We start from the raw sequence: 19,975 nt of genomic DNA, 5'->3' as shown, positions 1-19,975 counted from the left end.
ACTTTGAAGTGCTGCTTATTTGGGCCAAATTAGCCACTTCAATGTGAAAATATACATTGATAAGTGATAATTATAAATTATTATTAAACCCTTACAATTAAATAAAAGCATTTCGCCTCAATGAATTTTGATACTATTGACATCGTGATTTTTACGGCCTATTGCGCGTTGATTCTCGGAATAGGTTTGTATGTGTCTCGCGACAAAAAGGGACACCAAAAAAATGCAGAGGACTATTTCCTCGCTAGTAAGTCATTGCCTTGGTGGGCCATTGGAGCTTCACTTATAGCTGCTAACATTTCTGCTGAGCAGTTTATTGGTATGACTGGTTCCGGATTTGCCGTGGGGTTGGCCATAGCCTCTTATGAGTGGATGGCAGCTCTTACTCTACTCATTGTAGGTAAGTTCTTCTTACCTATTTTCATAGAAAAGGGACTTTATACTATTCCTGAATTTATTGAAAAAAGGTATAGTACCAACCTGAAAACCATTTTAGCTATTTTCTGGTTGGCCTTGTATATTTTCGTAAACCTTTCTTCTGTTTTGTACCTGGGCGCAAAAGCGCTAGACACCATTATAGGTACAGGAGATGGCAGCTATATGATGATGAGCATCATAGGATTGGCAATATTTGCCGCTGCTTATTCCCTATGGGGAGGGCTGTCTGCTGTAGCCTGGACAGATGTATTGCAAGTGGTACTGCTGGTGATAGGTGGACTCATTACTGCTTACATTGCTATTGATCAGTTAGTGCCTGATGGAGGTATAATTGCTGGGTTGAAATACATGTATAACGAAGTGCCTGCTAAGTTTTCAATGATTTTGGAAAAAGGCGAAGTAATTACCCCTAATGGAAAAGATGCCTGGTGGGATTTACCAGGTATTGCGGTGCTTGTTGGAGGTCTTTGGGTAGCCAACCTTTACTACTGGGGATTTAACCAGTATATCATTCAGAGAACTTTGGCAGCAAAAAGCTTAAAAGAATCTCAAAAAGGTATTGCTTTCGCAGGGTTTTTGAAACTTATCATTCCTTTGATAGTGGTTATACCAGGTATTGTTGCTTATGTGCTTAATGCTGATGCTTCCGGTAACCTTACTCCTGAGTCGGTATCTCCAGGATTCCTGGCTGCTGATGGTGGTATTGCTAATGATAACGCTTACCCTTGGTTGATTAAGAACCTTGTTCCTTCAGGAGTAAAAGGTTTGGTGCTGGCTGCTCTTGCAGCTGCTATTGTGTCTTCTTTAGCTTCTATGCTTAACTCTACTGCTACCATATTTACTATGGATATCTACAAGCCTTATATCAACAAAAAGGCGAATGATAAGCAGACTGTAAATGTAGGTAGGATTACGGCTGCGGTGTCGTTAGTTATTGCTGCTTTAATAGCTCCGGCTTTAGGTAACTTGGGGCAGGCATTCCAGTTTATTCAAGAATATACAGGAATAGTTAGCCCGGGTATTTTGGCAGTATTCCTTTTAGGATTGTTCTGGAGAAAGGCTACAAATAATGCAGCTATCATTGGTGTATTAGCTTCTATTCCTGTTGCCTTGTACTTCAAAGTAGGACCAAATGGCTGGGTTGATTCACCTCTTTTCGTGGTGCTGCCATTTATGCATCAAATGGGAATTACACTTATCGTTACTATGATTATAATGGCCATTGTTAGTTTCTCAGAAGGTAAAGGAATGGTAGATCCTAAAGGTATAGTAATAGAAAAAGACTTGTTTAAAACGTCGCCTGCTTTTAATATATCTGCTTTCATTATATTGATTATTCTTACATTCTTATATGCCATGTTCTGGTAAAAGAATAATATATGACTAGTCCTAAATAAGCGTTACAGTTTATACAAGGATAAATAATTAAGTAGCACTGCCCAATTCAGCAGTGCTATTTTTTCTTTTTATATGTTCTTATTTTAATTTTTCTCTGCTTGTGCATTTCCTCTGGGGTTTTCATAAAACAGCTATAGTGAGGTCTCATATGATTGTAAATATCTATACATTGAGCTATTAATTTTGACATTAGTTCGACATCATTGACTAGAACACCTTTAATGAACTCTTGCTTGAGTATTCCATTTACCCTTTCAGCAATGGCGTTCTGATAGGGGTCATATTTTTCTGTCATGCTACATTTTATCTTGTTTTTCTTCAGCAAGTTTTGATATAGGTCACTACAATATTGTAAGCCTCTGTCTGAGTGATGTATTAATGACTCATTTTTATATTTCCGGCTTTTAATTGCCATTTTTAATGCCCTTCCCGTTCCTGCCGAATGAAGACTATTTGATACATCAAAACCCATGATCTTCTTTGAATATGCATCTGTAACTAAAGACAGGTACATAGGATTTTCTCTATTTCCAATATATGTGATGTCTGATACCCAGACTTGTTCTGGTCGTCCATAGCTAATGTGTTCAATTAGGTTTTTATGTTTTCTAAACCGATGGTGTGAATTTGTTGTGATCTGATAACTGCGCTTGGGAACAACTAACATCCGATTTGCTTTTAATATGGCAAACAAGCGATCTCTACCAACTCCTAGCTCTCGAAGCTGTGAATAAAGCTTCGAGTAGAGCTTTCTTGTTCCTAGCTCTGACATACTCAAGCGAATTCTCTGAACCTTTTCAATTACTTGAGTCGCTGTATCTCGCCTTTGGGCTTCGGTTTTCTTTGCTCTATAATAAACCTGTCGGTTCACCCCAAACAATCTGCAGGTGCTTGTTAAGCTTTCTTTTTGTTCGATTTTAAATCGTTCGACTGCTCGGGTGAATACTTTTTTCTGATTGGAATCTTGAACTCTTCTTCGGCTATGTCAATCATCATATCAAAGAAAATAGCTTTTTTGTCAGCCATAGACGCCTTCTTCTCTAGTTCTGTCTTTTGCTTTTCTAGTAAGCGAACTTTCTGCTCAAGCTCTAGTAACTTTTGTTCAGGAGATTTAGCCATTATTTGGTGTGATTTATTATCCCAATCTACGGTTCCATACTTTCTTATCCAATTCCTTATGGTAGCATCTCCTTGAATGCCATACTTTTTTTGTGCCGCTCCTATTCCTATCTGGCCTCTTTCTACTTCTTCAACTACTGCTAATTTAAAAGCGTAGCTGTAATCTTTTTGAGTACGCTTAACATACTGATTCTCTTGTCTTTCTTTCATATCGTTACTTTTGGTGTAACGCTATTTCAGGACGGGACAATAAATTATATCAAAAGGCGACTTAAGAGATTGAGTCGCCTTTTTTATTTCACAATAAATGTCTTTAAATTCAATTCATTAGAGTATTTGAAATATAAGTTATGACATCAGAAAATATAAGTAATGAGCTCAAAGAACACTCCATACACCGTCTGAAAGGATTTTTAGATAAAAATATCACATGTTTAGATATGCTTAGCGATGAGGAAATATGGCGTAAACCTAATGATTCGTCTAACAGTGTGGGGCATCTGGTGCTTCATTTGTGCGGTAATTTGAGGCAATACATCATTACTACACTTGGCCAAACAGAAGATAATAGGCAGCGTGATTTGGAATTTGAAAGCTCTGATAAGCAGGATAAGGAGCAGCTCAAAGCTTTATTGCAAGAGACTGTAAATAAGGCTGTAACTGTGATTTCTAAATGTTCCGATAAGGGTATGACAGACCTGAAACACGTTCAGGCATATCATTACAGTGGGGTAGGTATTATAGTGCATGCAGTAGAGCATTTCTCGCACCATACGGGGCAGATTATCTTCTGGACTAAGTTGTTAAAAAACAAAGATCTAGCCTTTTACAAAGGCATAGATCTTAATAAAAAGCATAATGTTTAATCTCGCTCTACTTTACCGTTTTCTTTAAGAAATAGGTTAGTAGAAAGATTGAATAAATGCGCTTCTGTTTCATAAAAATGCATCATATAGCCAGCTGTATTAGGAAAGCAAACTATATCTCCGATAGCAGGTGTTTTTGCAAGATTAATTTTTCGTTTTAGAATAACATCTTGCTCTAAGCAATAAGCACCTACAAAGTAGCCACTGGTAGGTTCACTGTCTTCGTTACTTTCATAATTAAGTACTATAGGGTCTAGTAAGAAGTCAGCGCTAGAGCTAAAGAGCTGTGTTTTATTCATATGCAGACCTATGAGTAAATTGCCTTGGCTGTCGTATTTTCTAAACACTACTTCGGCTAGCGTTACTCCTGACTGGTCAAGCAATGATCTGCCGGGCTCCATTCTTATGGTGATGTTGCGGTCTTTAAGCAAGGTGGCTATCTCACCTTTTCCTGTGGGGTAGGAGAGTATGGCTTCCAGAAAATCTTCTTTATGAGTTTCATTGTAATAAGGATACGTGGCCAAATTTCCGATGAGTTCACCATCGTTTATCGAATACCCTAAACCATTATTTTGAAAGGTTATAGGCTCTCTGAAACCTTGAACAGCCATTTTTAATTCTTCTTGAAACTCATCCCATTCCTCCCTATCTTCTAGATAATTGATGAGAAGCCCACCGCCAATGTCAATAAATTCAGTAGAGATTTCATATTTTCTCATCTCGTCAATTAAGGCAATAGTTTCTGCTATGGCTTTTGCTCTTTCATCTATACTATAACCATTGAGGTGAAAATGAAAGCCTCTGAATTGGATCTGGTTTGCTTGCTGAATATGATCCAGCATAAAGTTTTTAGCTTCTTCAATATCTACACCGAAACGGGTATAAAGCTTATGTCCATTAATATGAAACCCACCTAATCGAAGTCCAATCTGAGCTACTACGCCCAGTTCAGTAGATAGTTTTTTCGTAAGCTCAAGTTCATCGAGATTATCAATTATAATCAGCACTTCGTTTTTTATGGCCAGCTCTATCAGTTCTTTGTTTTTTATGGCCGCTGTGAGTATTAGCTTGTCTTTATCCATGCCCTCATCCAGGCACTGTAGTAGCTCCCTATAACTGGCGGTATCTACACCGAATCCATGCTCGGAGGCTGCTTTCACAAAGGATTTGCTCTTATTGGCTTTTCTGGCAAAACAGATCAGGTGATTAAGTTCGTATTTATCAAGAACCCTTTTATAGTTTTCATAATTTTCAATAAAAGGAGTTGTAGAATGTAGATTAACCGGTGATCCGTATTGCTTTATTACACTTCTGACTCTTTCAGGGTCACTGATAAACTGACTTATCCATGAGTGTACTTTAGGTGTTAGAGGAGGTAATAATGAGGTTTCGGTTTGCATAATCAATGAGCAGTAGTTTTTAATTCATTTTTTATATTTCGGGCCCATTTACTCACAAAATTATTGCGGTGAGGAGATAAGGCATCGTTGTCATAAGTGACACCTTCAGTGGGCGCTCCTGTAGCAGCTATAGCCTTGTTTACATTATTATGAGCATCTACAATATAACCAGAAGGCTCTATAGTCATACAACCAGGTTTAAACATCTGATTGGTTTCCTTACATTCGTTTTGAAAAAGCTTGATTTCGCCTCTTTTTAGTAAATTATAATAAAGGCCATGATTAGCTTTGTCAATGTCTATCTTAGGAATTCGGGCATCTATTAAATAATCCACCCTGGTAATTTCTTTATTTATTTTTGATTCAATTTCAAAAGATGCTTTTTCCTTGTTAAGGGCTATATTACTACAAGGACCAATACGAAAACTAAGTAATCCATGTTCCGCTAATGCCACCATTTTCTGCATATTTTCTACAGGAGGGCCATAAGTGACTCTATTTAATAGACCAGAGTAGTTTTTGATGAAGTTCTCATGAGAATGCGGCCTTAAACCTCCGAATTTGAAAATATCTATGAATGTAGGCGTGACTTTACTCCATACTTGAGATACTGCAGCAAAGGCACTTTTTTCTGTTCCTATCTCTGCTTCACTGTTACCCTTTCTCAGGTAGCTTACAGTGAAGGAATGAAAGTCATTTCCAGATTTAATATCCGTTTTCTCAAGAGGGTTTAGGTAAGTATCTATATCAAAAAAGGCAATTTCAGGGTGAAGCTCATGGAAAGTTTGAATGGCTTGTTCCAGCTTTTTATCCGTAAGAGAAATGTCATTAAAATCGAACTGATGCTGTTGGAAAAGAACGTTATAATAGGCATATTTCATTTCCAGCTTGATTAGAGGCAGCAGGTCTTTTTCAAAATCATGCCTATTATTATCTTTTATGTTTTCTGAAGTGAAAAACTTTAGCGTATGATTAGCATCTATCTTAGGGCCGCGAGCTATCATGGGTATTCCAGTCCTTGAAAAAGGATATATCTTGGAGGGTTCTTGTCCTGAGGATATATAAGTTAATTTTTCCCCTTGAGTGATAAACTGACCTCCTCGTCCTTCTGTAAGAGCTAAAACAGCATCAACAAAAGTTAATCCCATACCTTTGAGACCTACGGTGGAGCCAGGGTCAATATTTTGCAAGGCCTGTTGTACAGGGTAGATAAATGGAATGTATCCAGTACGAGGTTCTGTTTTGCTGAAATGAACCCATTCTTGCTCTTCATGAGTAAGGGATTTAGAGGGGTGCCCAGTGGCCAGAAGTATATGAGAATAATGGTGTGGGTGCCAGTTTCCAGAGTTATTACTTTCTGTTTTAATCAGATAATGTTTATCCACTTTCTTTAGGTCTGAAACACTACCTTGAATCAGTTTCACAATAACCCTTGGAGGAAGCTGAGAGAGTATTTTTTTGAGTCCATCTTCCAAGTATTGACCTACTATTGCTCTAGATGAATAGTCATCGGGAGCAAGGTTGTCTGTAACGTCAGGGTTCTGATTTATCCATTCTGTAAAAGTGGAGGTGTCCTTCACTGGGCACTCTGGTTCTTCTCTAAGCCAGATGTCTATAGCGCTGTTAGGAACATTCATTTTTAAAAATAATGGTTGATCTGTACGGTATACATCGCCAGAGCCAAAATGTCGAGTTCGGTTGTATATATGTATTTCTACTGGAGCACAAGTAGCTTCGCTATTAAGCTCAGCTATTAAACGCTCAAGTCCATACATGCCTTTAGGGCCGCCTCCAATGATAGCCATATAAACGGTTTCGTCTAATTGCTTAATAGCAACATCTTGAGTCTCCTTAATAAGTTCTAGGCCCATTGATGTGATAATGTTTGTTGTTTTAATAATGTATTTGATTCAGGGAAATTCTGATTGACCCATTCTGTTGAGTAAATAGTATCAAGATATCTTTCACCTCTGTCGCATAAAATAATTGCGCAGTTAGCATTAGAGGGTAGGGACGGAACTAGTTTTTGTAGTGCAGAAACTACTGCTCCTGATGAGCCTCCTGCTAGTATGGCTTCTCTCTGTAATAACTGATGGCAGCCTTCTATGCATTCTTGGTCAGTAATATGTACCACCTCATCTATATAACTTTTATCAATCAATATGGAAGGTCTTCCTGCTCCATGACCTGGAATAAGCCTTTTCCCTGGAGCTTGTCCGAATAGTACGCTACCCATAGCGTCTACAGCCACTATTTTAGTTTTTAAGTTGTGCTTTTTTAAATACTCAGCACATCCCATGATAGTGCCGCAGGTGCTGGTAGCGGCAAAGAGGTAGTCTACTTGATTATTTAGCGCTTCAGCTATCTCTCTCATGGTGTTATAGTGAGCCTCCGGATTAGCATGATTTGCGTATTGATTGGGCCAAAAGCTGTTTTCTACGACCTTGAGTAAGTTTTCTACCTTTTTTAAACGAGCATTCAGATAACTCCCATTTTCTTGCTCTGTAACTTGTTCTATTTTAGCTCCATACGTCTTTAATATTTTTAAAGTATGCTTATTAATAAGTGGATCTACAACCACTACTAGTTTTAATCCATACATCAGGCAGGTCTGCGCCAGTCCAATGGCCATATTTCCAGAGCTGGATTCTACAATAGTAGTATCCTTGTTTATTTCTCCTTTATTAATAGCATCTACAAGGATATTCGTGGCTGTGCGGTCTTTAATGCTGCCTCCAGGGTTGAAGGCCTCCATCTTTCCATAAATATTTACATTGAACTCAGGACAGAGGTTCATTAAATGTATCATGGGCGTGTTTCCTATAGTAGCAAGCACGTTAGGGTGTATATTGTGTTGAGTATTATTCATGAGTTGGTTCCTGCGTCATAGTATTACTTTGCTTATAACAAGAAGGAAGATGTGAAGTTTATTGAACTTCTTATTTAGTAGGTTAATTGTAAGTGCTTTAGGGGCAATTTTGAGAGTTAAACTGTATATTTAGCCGATCACTAACTGGTAAAACAGTATTTAAAAATCAAATTATTAATTCATGTCAGTGGAAAAGTATAGGTTTAGCTTAGAGGAAGAAGATTATCTTACGCATCAGCTATACACGGCTTCTCAATCAAAATCAGGAGCTAATAGAAGAAAATGGAGGTGGTTTTTTATGACAGGTATTATGTTTGTCTTTTCATTTTTCTTTTACCAAAAAGATAATATGTGGCTTACGCTCTATTTTGCCATTATAGGAGTGATTGTGTTAGCTCTTTATCCTGTGTACTTAAAATGGCTTTATAAGAGACATTACCGCAGGTACATAAGAGATAGATTTTCTGATCAATTTGGCAAAACGATTACCTTGGAACTCTATGAGGATCAATTGATTTCCAAAGACGAAGACAATACCCAGTCTAAGTTTGCCTATAGAACCGTTGATCAGATTACGAATTTGCCAAAGCATTTTTTGATTAATGTGAAAAGTGGTGAGGCTCTGATAATTCCAAAGGAACGGGTAAATGATATTGATCAACTAGAAGCTAAACTAAAGTATATTTCTGATTTTGCCAATGCCGATTATTCCAATCAGCAAAATTGGAAGTGGAAATAAATTATCAGTTATGAGTTTTTTAAAAGCCGAATGGAGGAAATTAGCTTTGGCGAATTACGCAGTAGATCCTAAAATTCTCGAAAAGTATGTCCCGCATGGTACTGAGCTCGATTTGTGGAATAATACCTGTTATGTAAGCTTGGTGGGCTTTATGTTCTTAAATACCAAATTACTGGGAGTACCGATACCCTTTCATATTAATTTTGAGGAGGTGAATCTTAGGTTTTATGTCAAAACCAAATATAAGGGAGAGTGGAGACGGGGAGTAGTTTTTATAAAAGAGCTAGTGCCAAAACCAGCCCTTACCTTTGTAGCTAATACTGTTTATCAAGAGCATTATCAAACTGTACCCATGAGCCATCATTGGCATGAGCTACAAGATCAGAGGGAGGTGACTTATGCCTGGAAATATAGAAAGGAGAATAATGTTTTTTCTGTAAAAGCTAATTTACAACCTGAGCATATTCCTGCTAACTCAGAAACTGAGTTTATCACAGAGCATTATTGGGGGTATACTCAGGCCAAAGGAAAAGCCACTTATGAATATGAAGTAACTCATCCTCGCTGGGAAGCCTATCCTGTGCAAGATTATACTATTGACGTGAACTTTTCTGACTTGTACGGAGAAGAGTTTGGAGTGCTTAGCAAAATGGAGCCCAAGTCAGTTATGCTGGCCGAAGGATCTAAAATAACGGTGGAGAATAAGAGGAGGTTGTAGTTGAGATTTGTTTAATATTTTGAGCCAAAATATCTAATGATGAAAAAAATACTATGTCTGATTTTTATCTTATTTGCTTGTTCTGATAAGGAAAAGTCAACCTCTGGGCCAGAGCCTTATGAACAGGAGGGGATGGCTTCCTATTATGCCGCCAGTTTGCATGGAAAAAAAACAGCCAGTGGAGATTTTTACTCCAATGATAGCCTTACTGCAGCACATAATCATTTGCCTTTGGGCACTATAATAAAAGTCAAAAATTTGGATAATGATAGTGTGGTAACTGTAGAAGTTAATGACCGGGGGCCTTATGTTAATAATAGAATATTAGATTTGTCTAGAGCGGCAGCCAAAAGGCTCAACATGATGGATAGCGGTACTACTAAGGTTAGGCTTAAAGTGCTTAAAGCTGCTCAAGGGTACGCCGTAAATGATTCCACTGAAAGAGAATAGTGATGCTCTGACGAATCGTCTAGAAATGAAAAGAGGCCGTATTATGCATACGGCCTCTTTTGTTATATTCACTATAACTTTGAATGCTTAGAACCTATAAGCAAAACTAGCGCTTAAGCTTCTTGTTTTTTGAGGGCTGATCGTAGTCCAACCAGTATAATATTCCTCATTAGTTAGGTTGTCTAATTTTAATGCTAGCCTGTACTTATCTGTATTATAAAATAGAGAAGCATTGAAAATAGTATAAGATGGTAGGGTGAACTTGCCTGTTACTAGCGTATTGGTGGTTGCGTATTCGCTGGCGTAGTTAGCTCCAACACCTGCCCCAAGACCTTGTAAAGAGCCTTGATTTAGTGAGTAGCTGGCCCAAAAGTTAAATAAAGATTTTGGACCTGCATCTGGAGATCTTCTTCCATCTGTTTGAGGAGAAGTGTTTTTTGTTTCTGCTTCGTTATAGCTGTAACCTGTTACAATGTTTAGGCCTTGAATAGGGTTTGCTATGATGCTTACTTCTATTCCTTCACTGTAAGACTCGCCATCCTGAATACTGAAGTTAGCACGCTCTGGATCTGTTCTTATTATATCAGAAACCTGAATGTCATAGTAGCTGACGGTAGCAGAAAGTCTTTCATTAAACATATTGATTTTTGCACCCACTTCCCACTGATTGGCGTGTTCAGGATCAAAATTTTCAATAGTCTGGTCTCCTTGAACCTTTGGTGTAGTATTTTTAAAACCATCCATATAGTTACCAAATACAGATAGTTGATTAGGTATTAATTGATAAACCAATCCAAATTTAGGAGATAATGTAGTCTGGTCGTTGTCGCTATCATCTTTATCCATAAATCTATCTACCCTTAAACTAGCCATGGCAGTTAAGTTAGGCGTAATATTAAGTACGTCTGAAACGTATGCACTCAGTACTTGCTGTTGTGTTTGGCTATTACTTACACCAGAGCCAGCTAAAGCAGCATTTGCGCCAGGTTGAGAAAGGATGCCATCATCATAATTAGTGCGGTAAAAACGAGGATTTGTGATGCCATAAAGGGTTTCATTTACCTCCGCTACACTCTCAGTACCGAAATATATGGTGCCATTTTGCAGATATCCTGTACTATTGTTGATCAGTTCTCTATGAAAAAAATCAACACCAGCTACGAGCCTGTTTCTTAGAGACCCTATTTCAAAATCGCCTATAAAATTTTGTTGAATGTCGGTGCCTAGGGTAGTAGAGTTTTGTCTACTGATTTTTCTAGAAAAGAATTCTCCGCCTAAGCCCAACGTCATCAAATCGGCATTAGTAGTGTCAGTAGCATCTAAAGATATCAAGTAAGAGTAATAGCCCTGAGATTTAGCAGAGCTTGATGATACTGCAGTTTGAGAGGTCCATTTTTCAGAGATTTTATAAATGGCCTGCCCTTGTAAACTGAAAGAAGGGGTTTTCATAGTAAGGTCATTGCTTGTGAACGATCTTTCATTATTATACCCCAAAGCTTTAAAGTCATCTATGGAATGCAGTCTTAAAGGTTCACTTCTTGTTAAGAATATCATAGGAGCGTTAGCTGCTTCCGCATTTAATATTTCAGCGTTTATCAAGAAGGTTAATTTATCGTTAGCCTTGTAGGTGAGGGAAGGAGCTATGTAAAAAGATTTTTTATAACCAGCATCCTGAAAGCTGTTTTCTGTGTGATAGGCCGTGTTTACTCTCAAGAGAACACTTTTATCATCGTTTAAAGGGGTGTTAATATCGGCGGTAATTCGGTTTAATCCGTAGCTACCGGTAATATAGTTGATCTCTCCTCCAAATTCTTCATAAGGCCTCTTAGTCACTACGTTTATAAGTCCTCCATACGATATTAAGCTGCTGCCAAATAGTGTTCCTGAGGGTCCTTTTATCACTTCAATTTTCTCCATATTAACGGGGTCCAGCGCTCCGTTTGTAAGCGCAGGTAAGCCATTCATCATAGTGGGCTGTACGGTGAATCCTCTCATGGAGTAATACCCTGCACCGTCACCACCACGACCGGTAGATTCCCACACGCGAGTAATACCAGGAGCATTTTTCAGTGCGTCATTGAAATTAGTGATAACCTGCTCTTTTAATAAACGACTGTCGATAGTATTGTATACCTGAGGATTTTCTATGTTTTCTAAAGGCATTTTAGCCACAAACTCACTTTCAGGCTCCGCAAACTTATTAGTAGCTCTATCACCTTGTATAACCACTTCATTGAGCTCTTCAGAATCTATCTCTAGTAATAAAACCGGAATCTGGGTGATCTCATTGGGAGATACGGAAACTTCTAGTTCCTTTTTCTTAAGGCCTACATAAGAAGCTACAAGCACGTAATCTCCTGGGGAGAGGTTTCTTAAGGTGTAATTACCATTCTTATCAGTAGATGTGCCCTTATTTGTTCCTTTTAAATAGACATTTACATAAGCTGCCGCTTTATTGTCTGACGTATTGATGGTTCCTTTTAAGGTTCCTGTTTGAGCAAAAACAGACACGGAAGCCAGTGCCATGGCACAAAGTGTCAGTAAAAGTTTAGTCATTTTATGTTTGTGTTAATTTAGACTGATTTAAAATTGAAGCAAACTTAAATTAACTATAACTTACAGGCAAGTTATTTAGAATGATTTCAAATAAAATAAATGAGCTGAGTGTCTGTTGAAAACTGAATAAGCAGTTCTAGCGGAGTTCTAATTTCTAGGTGATAATAATGCTGATGATGGCATAAATATATATTATCGAGATTCTTTATTTTAAAAGTAGTTAAACTGACTTTATATATAATTTAAATAGAAATTAAATGAACATGGTGGCCGTTTTACTGTTAAGCTTTCATATAGTTTACACTATATATTAACCTTTTAAAAAAGGAAAGGCCTACAATTTAAAACTTCTAGTTTTTCATATTTTTGGATCGTTTACCTGTTGTACATTTGTATTCTATACATTCAGATTATCTATGCCTATGAGAGTTTTTCTACCAGTTTTTTTGCTTTTTGCTTCATTGATTCCTGTCTTTGGCCAGTCCGGTTTTCAAATAAAAGGTAAACTTATAGATGGAGACAGTGGTAAGCCACTTGAATATGCTTCAGTAAGTGTGTTGCAAAGAACTGATAGTAGCCTTGTTACCGGAGGAGTTACTGATGGGACGGGTAACTTTGCTGTTTCTATTAAAAAGAAGGGTAAATATATTGTTAGAACGGAGTTTATATCCTATAGCCCAAAATACTTTCATGTGGAGCTGGGTGCTGGTAATAAGGAGGTGCAATTAGGATCAATCACCCTAAATCCTGATACGGAAACGTTAAAGGAAGTAGTAGTAAAAGGTGAAAAGAGCCAGATGGTGATGGAGCTCGATAAACGGGTGTTTAATGTAGGTCAAGATTTAAGTAACATTGGAGCTAGCGCGGCAGATGTATTGGATAACGTGCCTTCTGTAAATGTAGATATTGAAGGTAATGTGAGTTTAAGAGGTAGTTCTAATGTTAAAATTCTAGTGAATGGCAAGCCTTCAGGACTAGTAGGAATTAGTAGCACAGATGCCTTAAGGCAGTTACAGGGTAATTTGATAGAGCGGATAGAAGTAGTTACCAATCCATCTGCCAGGTACCAAGCCGAAGGTAACGCGGGTATTATCAATATTATTCTCAAAAAGGATGAAAATCAGGGGGTAAATGGTTCATTTACGGTGAATGGAGGTTATCCTGCAGACTTTGGTGTATCTGCCAATGTGAATTATAGAAAAAAATGGGTGAATATGTTCTTTAATTACGGTACTAACTACAGGAACAGCCCCGGTTCTGGTTTTGATAGGCAAGAGTTTTTTAATGATGGCTATAGTACTTACAGAACCACCGATCGTGATAGGAGCAGAGAAGGATTTTCTCATAATATTAGAACAGGAGCAGATTTTTACTTAGATGACAAAAGTGTTATTACCGCCTCTGCCTTGTATCGTTTTTCGGATGAAGATAATACTACAGATCTTATTTATAGGAACTATGACAGAAATAGGGTGCTTTTGGCTGATTCATTGCGTACAGATAATGAGAAGGAGGATGAGGATAACATGGATTTTGCCCTTAATTATACCAGAGAGTTTAATGATAAGGGACATAAGCTTACCGCTGATTTACAATACAGAGAGAGTGATGAAGTAGAAGACTCAGAGCAGAGGCAAGGAGCTTTAGCGGACTCAGGAGAGGATTTCAATCCCAATCTTTTTCAAAGATCATATAACGAAGAGTTTGAACGAAACATTCTTTTTCAGACTGATTACGTATATCCATTCTCAGATAAGGGTAAGCTGGAAGCAGGATTACGAGCCAATATAAGAAGTATTGATAACAACTATATGGTAGAGGAGCAGAATGAGCAGGGGCAGTTTGAGCAATTATCAGACTTTAGTAACAATTTTAAATACGATGAAAATATATATGCTGCATATTTTATCTATGGCAATAAAATAGATAATTTCTCTTACCAGCTAGGAGTACGATCAGAACTTACTGACATAACCACACAGCTGGTAACTACAGATGAACGTGCAGATAAGGATTACATTGGCTTTTTTCCTAGTGCACATATTACTTATGAGTTAGCTAATGAAAATTCCATTCAAGCCAGCTATAGCCGTAGATTAGACAGGCCTAGCTTTTGGAGTCTGAATCCTTTCTTTAGTTACACAGACCCAAGAAGCATTCGATCAGGTAATACTGACCTTGACCCTGAATATACGGATGCTTATGAATTAGGATATTTGAAAACCTGGCCGTCAGGCTCTGTATATAGTAGTGTGTATTATAGATATACTACAGATGTTATAGATAGAGTGAGTTATCAAGAGCGTGTAAACGGAGATACAGTTATTTTTTCTAAGCCTCAGAACTTGAGTGAGAGAAATTCTTACGGTGTGGAGTTTACTTTATCTCAGGATGTAGGAAACTGGTGGAAGCTCAATGGTAATGCTAACTTTTATCACCAGGCTACAGATGGAGATTATGAGGGACAGGACTTGTCTAGTGATGCTTACACCATGTCTGCCAGAGTTACTTCTAAAATGACCTTATTTGATGCGTTTGATTTTCAGCTCAGTGGTCGTTATAGAGCCCCGGAAAGAAGTACACAGGGTAAGAGAAAGTCCTTTTATACTATAGATACAGGCTTAAGTAAAGAGGTGCTGGATAATAAAGGAACTATTGCTCTTAATGTGAGGGATTTGCTTAATTCTCGTAAATACAGGGGAGAGACTTTTGGTTCTAACTTTTATCAGGAGTCTGAATTTCAATGGAGATCAAGGCAGTTTTTGCTTACTTTTACTTATAGGCTTAATCAGAAAAGCACGCCTAAGACAGATGGTGATGATTATGGAGGTGATGGAGACTTCTAGTTCATAAGGTATTATAGAAATGTAAGTTTAAGATACCTTAAGCCAATAGAATTATTTATTATTGTTTTATGATTAATCTTCTGAAAAAATTTGATAGCATTCATGATTACTTTTCTCCCAAAGTAGTGGGAGAGGTAAATGATGTGTACGTGAAATTGGCTAAAATTAAGGGTGAGGATATTCCATGGCATAATCATAAAAATGAAGATGAGATGTTTTACGTCATTGAAGGAAATCTTCTTTTTGAGGTGGAAGGAGAGGACAGCTTTACTATGAATGCTGGTGATATGTTTATAGTAAAGAGAGGTGTGAATCATCGTGTTTCTGCTGAGCAAGAGTGTAAAATTATGCTTATTGAAAATAAAAGCACTGCTCACACGGGCGACGTACAGTCTGCAGTAACCAAGTCTATAGACCAACAGCTATTTACCTAACCTCTAAAGTATAGGCTTATTGTAGTGCCCTTACCATCTTCTGAGTCTACCTTGATATAGCCTTTATGCAGGTGCATAATCTGCTTAGAGAGACTTAATCCTATACCTGATCCTTGTTTTTTTGTGGAATAAAAGGGTACGAATATTTGAGATAGCTCCACTTTTGGTATGCCGCTACCATTATCAGTCACTGCTATGCAGGCTTTTTCTCCCATATAATGAGCTGTAAGGCTGATTTCAGGGGTTTCTTTCCTTTCTAGTGCATGTATGCTATTAGTAATCAGGTTGATTAAAACTTGCTCTATCAAATGCCTGTCCAGATTAATGGTATGTATATCACAGGCCATTTTGAAATGAATGTTATTCTCATCCATCTGCCTTTTCATAAGCAGGTGTATGTGTTGAAATAGTTCACTCACATCCACTTCTTCTAGTCTTGGGTTGGAAACTTTGGTTAGCTTTCTGTAATCATCTATAAAGGCAAGCATTCCATCACTTCTCTTTTGTATCGTCTTGAGCGAAAAGCGCAGATCATCAATAATTTCTTCATTTAAGTCGGATAGTGGTATTTGGTCCCCGTTTTTACTAAGCATGCCTTGCATAGTTTCTGTAAGTGAAGAAATGGGAGTGGCGCTGTTCATAATTTCATGGGTGAGAATACGAATGAGCTTATGCCATGCTTCTATTTCTGTTTGTTCTATTTCATCTTTAATATCCTGAAAAGTGATCAGTTTATAGGTCTTACCAAGTAACTGCATGGAGTTTACTTCCACAGAAAGCGTTCTGTTACTGCCACTTTCTATACTTACCAGTTTTCGGCCACTATTTTGTAATTGGTTGATCTCATGTACGAAAGACGGATGCTTGCTTTTAAGTATATTCCAGTTTTTAATGCCTTGGGCTTGAAGTAAGCTCTCCGCGGTTTTGTTCATTAACACAATGTCCAATTCATTTTCTATAGAAAGTATACCTACGTTTATGTGATTAACCACCATTTTGAGGTAGTGAAATTGGCCTTCATTTTCTATTTGACTTTGCTTATAACTTGCTATTATTTCATTAAAGGCTTGGTTGAGTTCTTTAAAAGAGTCACTAACAGTAGCTTTATTGAAGTGGACAGTGAAATCTTTATGTTTGATGGAGAGTAGAAATTTGGAAAGCTCTCTGTTGGTTAAATTGATAAAGCGGATTAGCTCCCACACTTGTGCCATCATGATCAGAGACAAAATAATATGATTGAAAAACAGCCTGGAATCTCCAAATATGCTAGCAAAGGCTGTCATGACTATTAAAATGAAAATAATCCTGATAACTACTTTGAAACTGAATTTTTTATAAAATTTCATTTGAGCGTTTAAAAGAACTGCATAGATGTCTTATTTGTGTCTCTTTTCAAAGATAATAATGTTTTCAATTAATAGAATTGGGCGAATTTCTAATAGGAATGGTTATATTTAAGCATCAATCTTAACTATGAATTTAGAAAATGCTAAGATCAATTATTGTACTATCCTTGTTAGGAGTTGTAAGTCTATCGTGTGAGCGATCAAAAGGTGTTAAGGAAACAAGTAATGAAGATTCTACTGCCATGATGCCAGAAAGTGATAAAAGATTATTGTTTGTAGGTACTTACACAGAGAAAGAAGACCACGTTGATGGAAAAGGAGAAGGTATATATGTATATACTATGGATAAAAATACTGGTAAGCTAAGCCAGGTCTCAATCAATAGAGGAATTAAAAATCCTTCCTACCTTACCATTCATAATAATGGCAAGTATGTTTATGCAGTAAGTGAAACCATGGGTACCGACAGTTTGCCGCAAGGAGATGTCTATGCCTATGAGTTTACTACAGACAGCACATTAAGAGAAATCAACCATGTGCCATCAGAGGGAGGAGCTCCTTGCTTTATTTCCATAGATCCTTCAGGAAACTATGCTTTGGTGGCGAACTATGCAGATGGTGTTATTACTTTACTAGGAATTGATGATAATGGGGCCTTGTCTCAAAAAATGTTTGTGAAGCATAGCGGCAAAGGCTTAACCAGTAGACAGCAGTCTGCCCATGCACATAGCGTATGGCCTACCAAGAGTGGCTATGTTTATGCAGTGGATCTGGGGATTGATAAAATCATCCCTTACAAGCTAGATGAAGGTAAAGATACACTTGAGGCCACAGGAAGAGATACAGAGCTACGACCTGGATCAGGTCCAAGGCATCTGGCTTTTCATCCATCTAAGAAAGTGGCCTATGTGGTTAATGAACTTAAAGGAACGGTAACCACTCTTGATATCTTAGATAACGGCGAGTTAAGACCTTTTCAAACTTTATCTGCTGTAGAAGATACCACAATGGTAGACGCAGGCTCAGCAGATATTCATATAACGCCTAATGGAAGATTTTTATATGTGAGTAATAGAGGTAAGTTTAATAATTTGGCCATGTTTAGGGTAAATTCTGAAACTGGTGAACTTACACTTATAGGGCATCAAACAACTAAAGGTGATGGTCCTAGGAATTTCGTTATAGATCCTGCTGGTAAATTTTTATTAGTAGCTAATCAAAACACGGGAAATGTTATTACTTACGAAATTGATGATGTAACAGGAAAGCTTATAGATATAGGAGTGGAGTCAGAGATTCCTACCCCGGTATGTCTTAAGTTTATGCCTTAAATACCATGTTTATGCATTCTGCGATATAGGGCGGTACGGCTAAGGCCTAGCACTTTAGCTGTCTTGGTTACATTGCCATTGTTCCGCTCTAGCGTTTGCAAAATAAAGTCTCTTTCCATTTCATCAAGTGTCTTTTCTTCATTCATAATAGAGCTAGACCTGTGGGGTGTAGAAATAAAAGGCTCTACACTATTTATGATATCTGTCTCGCTTAAAATTACAGCTCGCTCCACAGCGTGTTGTAGCTCTCTTATATTACCAGGCCATGGGTAAGTTTGTAACTTAGTCAAAGTGCTATCTGCAATTTTGATATTCCTCTTGTGGTATTTATATGCAAAAATTTTAAGAAAATGTTCTGTAAGTAGAGGTATATCATCTTTTCGCTCACGTAGAGCAGGCAGCCTTATTTCTACAGTATTGATTCTATAGAGTAAATCTTGTCTGAAGGTCTGTTCGGCTACCATGTCATTAATAGGCATATTAGTGGCGCAAATCAACCTTACATCCAAGTCAATATCTTTATTAGAACCTACTCTTCTTACTTTGCGACTTTGGAGAACGGTAAGCAGTTTTGCTTGTAAAGGGAGAGATAAATTGCCTATTTCATCTAAAAATATAGTTCCTTTTTGGGCTATTTCAAATCTTCCGGGTTTGTCTTGCTTGGCATCAGTAAAGGCTCCTTTTACATGCCCGAAAAGCTCGCTTTCAAAAAGTGTCTCACTAATAGCTCCTAAATCTACATGTATAAAAACTTCGTCTTTACGGTCTGATAGGTGGTGAATGTTTCTGGCTGCAACTTCTTTTCCCGTACCATTCTCTCCGAGGATCAAAACATCAGCCGCTGTGACCGCTACTTTTCTGATAAGATCTTTTACTCTTTTTAAAGCATCAGCATTTCCAATGAGATCTATAAATGAACCTCCTTGCTGGGGGCTGCTTTTTTGAGATTCCTTTAGTCTTTCTACTTCCTTGCGAGATTCACGGAGTTTTAAAGCGGAATTGATAGTGCCGAGCAGCTTCTGGTTTTTCCATGGTTTAAGTACAAAATCCGTAGCACCTTGTTTCATGGCTTTTACTGCAAGGTCTACCTCACCATAGGCTGTAATCAGGATTACGCTGGCATCGTGATCCATTTTCAAAATCTCATTGAGCCAATAAAAGCCCTCTTCACCATCATTCATTCCTTTTTTGAAATTCATATCTAGCAGTACTACATCATAATCTTTCCTTTCAAAATGGCCGGCAATCTTTTCAGGTTGCGATTCTATGTCAACAGATGCAAACTCCTGCTTTAGAAACATGCGAGCAGTTTCCAGTATGTCAATGTCATCATCTACTATTAAAATGTTACCTTGTGTCTTCATAATATGGAGTTGGTGTGATAAACTTACTAAAGTGTATCAGAAACAAACAATTTAGTGTAACGATTACAATACACTTAAAGTGTCATTTTTTTGTAAAATTA

General features: G+C 37.7%; 16 protein-coding genes. 8 read left to right on the top strand and 8 right to left on the bottom strand.

The window, feature by feature from the left end; genetic code table 11:
- Nucleotides 1–120: 120 nt before the first annotated feature.
- Nucleotides 121–1,806 (top strand): sodium/sugar symporter, encoded by a 1,686-nt coding sequence (locus JL102_RS19385; RefSeq protein WP_202246119.1) that lies wholly within the window; start codon nucleotides 121–123, stop codon nucleotides 1,804–1,806.
- Nucleotides 1,807–1,891: 85 nt separating this feature from the next.
- On the opposite strand, the gene JL102_RS19380 is transcribed toward JL102_RS19385, so the two are convergent.
- Together JL102_RS19380 and JL102_RS19375 are read right to left on the bottom strand one after the other, a co-directional pair.
- On the bottom strand, nucleotides 1,892–2,716 hold the full coding sequence (locus JL102_RS19380; protein WP_237390676.1) for an IS3 family transposase: 825 nt from the start codon (nucleotides 2,714–2,716) through the stop codon (nucleotides 1,892–1,894).
- A gap of 14 nt (nucleotides 2,717–2,730) precedes the next feature.
- Nucleotides 2,731–3,165: a transposase gene (locus tag JL102_RS19375; protein ID WP_202246118.1), complete on the bottom strand. Its 435-nt coding sequence runs from the start codon at nucleotides 3,163–3,165 to the stop codon at nucleotides 2,731–2,733.
- Between the two features lie 140 nt (nucleotides 3,166–3,305).
- Between JL102_RS19375 and JL102_RS19370 the strand changes: the two genes are divergently transcribed.
- Entirely contained in the window at nucleotides 3,306–3,821 is a 516-nt protein-coding gene (locus JL102_RS19370) for a DinB family protein (protein WP_202246117.1), read from the top strand.
- On the opposite strand, the gene JL102_RS19365 is transcribed toward JL102_RS19370, so the two are convergent.
- From JL102_RS19365 to sbnA, 3 genes are read right to left on the bottom strand one after another with little or no spacing between them, the layout of a single operon-like run.
- Nucleotides 3,818–5,221, bottom strand: coding sequence for an alanine racemase (locus JL102_RS19365; protein WP_202246116.1), 1,404 nt, complete (start codon nucleotides 5,219–5,221; stop codon nucleotides 3,818–3,820). The two genes, JL102_RS19370 and JL102_RS19365, sit on opposite strands and share 4 nt — an antisense overlap.
- Nucleotides 5,222–5,223: 2 nt before the next feature.
- Nucleotides 5,224–7,092 carry an FAD/NAD(P)-binding protein gene (locus JL102_RS19360; RefSeq protein ID WP_202246115.1) on the bottom strand — a complete coding sequence of 623 codons (1,869 nt, stop codon included), beginning with the start codon at nucleotides 7,090–7,092 and terminating at the stop codon, nucleotides 5,224–5,226.
- The gene (gene sbnA, locus JL102_RS19355) at nucleotides 7,083–8,090 is read right to left on the bottom strand and encodes a 2,3-diaminopropionate biosynthesis protein SbnA (protein ID WP_202246114.1); all 1,008 of its coding nucleotides are present in this window, start codon (nucleotides 8,088–8,090) and stop codon (nucleotides 7,083–7,085) included. Before sbnA ends, JL102_RS19360 begins: the two co-directional genes overlap by 10 nt.
- 181 nt (nucleotides 8,091–8,271) lie before the next feature.
- Here sbnA and JL102_RS19350 point away from each other — a divergent pair, with 181 nt between their 5' ends.
- From JL102_RS19350 to JL102_RS19340, 3 genes are read left to right on the top strand one after another with little or no spacing between them, the layout of a single operon-like run.
- Nucleotides 8,272–8,829 carry a YcxB family protein gene (locus JL102_RS19350; RefSeq protein ID WP_202246113.1) on the top strand — a complete coding sequence of 186 codons (558 nt, stop codon included), beginning with the start codon at nucleotides 8,272–8,274 and terminating at the stop codon, nucleotides 8,827–8,829.
- 10 nt (nucleotides 8,830–8,839) lie between these two features.
- Nucleotides 8,840–9,547: a YqjF family protein gene (locus JL102_RS19345; protein WP_202246112.1), complete on the top strand. Its 708-nt coding sequence runs from the start codon at nucleotides 8,840–8,842 to the stop codon at nucleotides 9,545–9,547.
- A 39-nt stretch (nucleotides 9,548–9,586) separates the two neighbouring features.
- A complete protein-coding gene (locus JL102_RS19340) occupies nucleotides 9,587–9,997 on the top strand; it encodes a septal ring lytic transglycosylase RlpA family protein (protein WP_202246111.1) in 411 nt (136 codons plus the stop codon).
- Nucleotides 9,998–10,084: 87 nt separating this feature from the next.
- On the opposite strand, the gene JL102_RS19335 is transcribed toward JL102_RS19340, so the two are convergent.
- Nucleotides 10,085–12,553, bottom strand: a complete 2,469-nt coding sequence (locus tag JL102_RS19335; RefSeq protein ID WP_202246110.1) for a TonB-dependent receptor — start codon at nucleotides 12,551–12,553, stop codon at nucleotides 10,085–10,087.
- Nucleotides 12,554–12,975: 422 nt separating this feature from the next.
- Here JL102_RS19335 and JL102_RS19330 point away from each other — a divergent pair, with 422 nt between their 5' ends.
- Together JL102_RS19330 and JL102_RS19325 are read left to right on the top strand one after the other, a co-directional pair.
- Nucleotides 12,976–15,399 (top strand): outer membrane beta-barrel family protein, encoded by a 2,424-nt coding sequence (locus JL102_RS19330; protein WP_202246109.1) that lies wholly within the window; start codon nucleotides 12,976–12,978, stop codon nucleotides 15,397–15,399.
- Between the two features lie 68 nt (nucleotides 15,400–15,467).
- Nucleotides 15,468–15,833 carry a cupin domain-containing protein gene (locus tag JL102_RS19325; protein ID WP_202246108.1) on the top strand — a complete coding sequence of 122 codons (366 nt, stop codon included), beginning with the start codon at nucleotides 15,468–15,470 and terminating at the stop codon, nucleotides 15,831–15,833.
- On the opposite strand, the gene JL102_RS19320 is transcribed toward JL102_RS19325, so the two are convergent.
- The gene (locus JL102_RS19320) at nucleotides 15,830–17,179 is read right to left on the bottom strand and encodes a sensor histidine kinase (protein ID WP_202246107.1); all 1,350 of its coding nucleotides are present in this window, start codon (nucleotides 17,177–17,179) and stop codon (nucleotides 15,830–15,832) included. The two genes, JL102_RS19325 and JL102_RS19320, sit on opposite strands and share 4 nt — an antisense overlap.
- A 140-nt stretch (nucleotides 17,180–17,319) precedes the next feature.
- Between JL102_RS19320 and JL102_RS19315 the strand changes: the two genes are divergently transcribed.
- A complete protein-coding gene (locus tag JL102_RS19315; RefSeq protein WP_202246106.1) occupies nucleotides 17,320–18,510 on the top strand; it encodes a lactonase family protein in 1,191 nt (396 codons plus the stop codon).
- Here the strand turns inward: JL102_RS19315 and JL102_RS19310 are convergent.
- Nucleotides 18,507–19,874 (bottom strand): sigma-54-dependent transcriptional regulator, encoded by a 1,368-nt coding sequence (locus JL102_RS19310; protein ID WP_202246105.1) that lies wholly within the window; start codon nucleotides 19,872–19,874, stop codon nucleotides 18,507–18,509. The genes JL102_RS19315 and JL102_RS19310 overlap by 4 nt on opposite strands.
- Nucleotides 19,875–19,975 lie beyond the last annotated feature (101 nt).

The organism is Fulvivirga sediminis, from assembly GCF_016757215.1.
GTDB classification, from domain to species: Bacteria; Bacteroidota; Bacteroidia; order Cytophagales; family Cyclobacteriaceae; genus Fulvivirga; species Fulvivirga sediminis.
Note: the sequence above shows the minus strand (reverse complement) of the source record. Positions and strands in the feature narration are given on the sequence as shown.

What these genes read in the sequence shown, in the direction of transcription:
- JL102_RS19385 (WP_202246119.1), top strand. Translation starts at nt 121, where the DNA reads ATGAATTTTGATACTATTGACATCGTGATTTTTACGGCCTATTGCGCG.
- JL102_RS19375 (WP_202246118.1), bottom strand. Translation starts at nt 3,165, where the DNA reads ATGAAAGAAAGACAAGAGAATCAGTATGTTAAGCGTACTCAAAAAGAT.
- JL102_RS19315 (WP_202246106.1), top strand. Translation starts at nt 17,320, where the DNA reads ATGCTAAGATCAATTATTGTACTATCCTTGTTAGGAGTTGTAAGTCTA.
- JL102_RS19345 (WP_202246112.1), top strand. Translation starts at nt 8,840, where the DNA reads ATGAGTTTTTTAAAAGCCGAATGGAGGAAATTAGCTTTGGCGAATTAC.
- JL102_RS19350 (WP_202246113.1), top strand. Translation starts at nt 8,272, where the DNA reads ATGTCAGTGGAAAAGTATAGGTTTAGCTTAGAGGAAGAAGATTATCTT.
- JL102_RS19325 (WP_202246108.1), top strand. Translation starts at nt 15,468, where the DNA reads ATGATTAATCTTCTGAAAAAATTTGATAGCATTCATGATTACTTTTCT.
- JL102_RS19330 (WP_202246109.1), top strand. Translation starts at nt 12,976, where the DNA reads ATGAGAGTTTTTCTACCAGTTTTTTTGCTTTTTGCTTCATTGATTCCT.
- sbnA (WP_202246114.1), bottom strand. Translation starts at nt 8,090, where the DNA reads ATGAATAATACTCAACACAATATACACCCTAACGTGCTTGCTACTATA.
- JL102_RS19360 (WP_202246115.1), bottom strand. Translation starts at nt 7,092, where the DNA reads ATGGGCCTAGAACTTATTAAGGAGACTCAAGATGTTGCTATTAAGCAA.
- JL102_RS19370 (WP_202246117.1), top strand. Translation starts at nt 3,306, where the DNA reads ATGACATCAGAAAATATAAGTAATGAGCTCAAAGAACACTCCATACAC.
- JL102_RS19340 (WP_202246111.1), top strand. Translation starts at nt 9,587, where the DNA reads ATGAAAAAAATACTATGTCTGATTTTTATCTTATTTGCTTGTTCTGAT.
- JL102_RS19320 (WP_202246107.1), bottom strand. Translation starts at nt 17,179, where the DNA reads ATGAAATTTTATAAAAAATTCAGTTTCAAAGTAGTTATCAGGATTATT.
- JL102_RS19310 (WP_202246105.1), bottom strand. Translation starts at nt 19,874, where the DNA reads ATGAAGACACAAGGTAACATTTTAATAGTAGATGATGACATTGACATA.
- JL102_RS19365 (WP_202246116.1), bottom strand. Translation starts at nt 5,221, where the DNA reads ATGCAAACCGAAACCTCATTATTACCTCCTCTAACACCTAAAGTACAC.
- JL102_RS19335 (WP_202246110.1), bottom strand. Translation starts at nt 12,553, where the DNA reads ATGACTAAACTTTTACTGACACTTTGTGCCATGGCACTGGCTTCCGTG.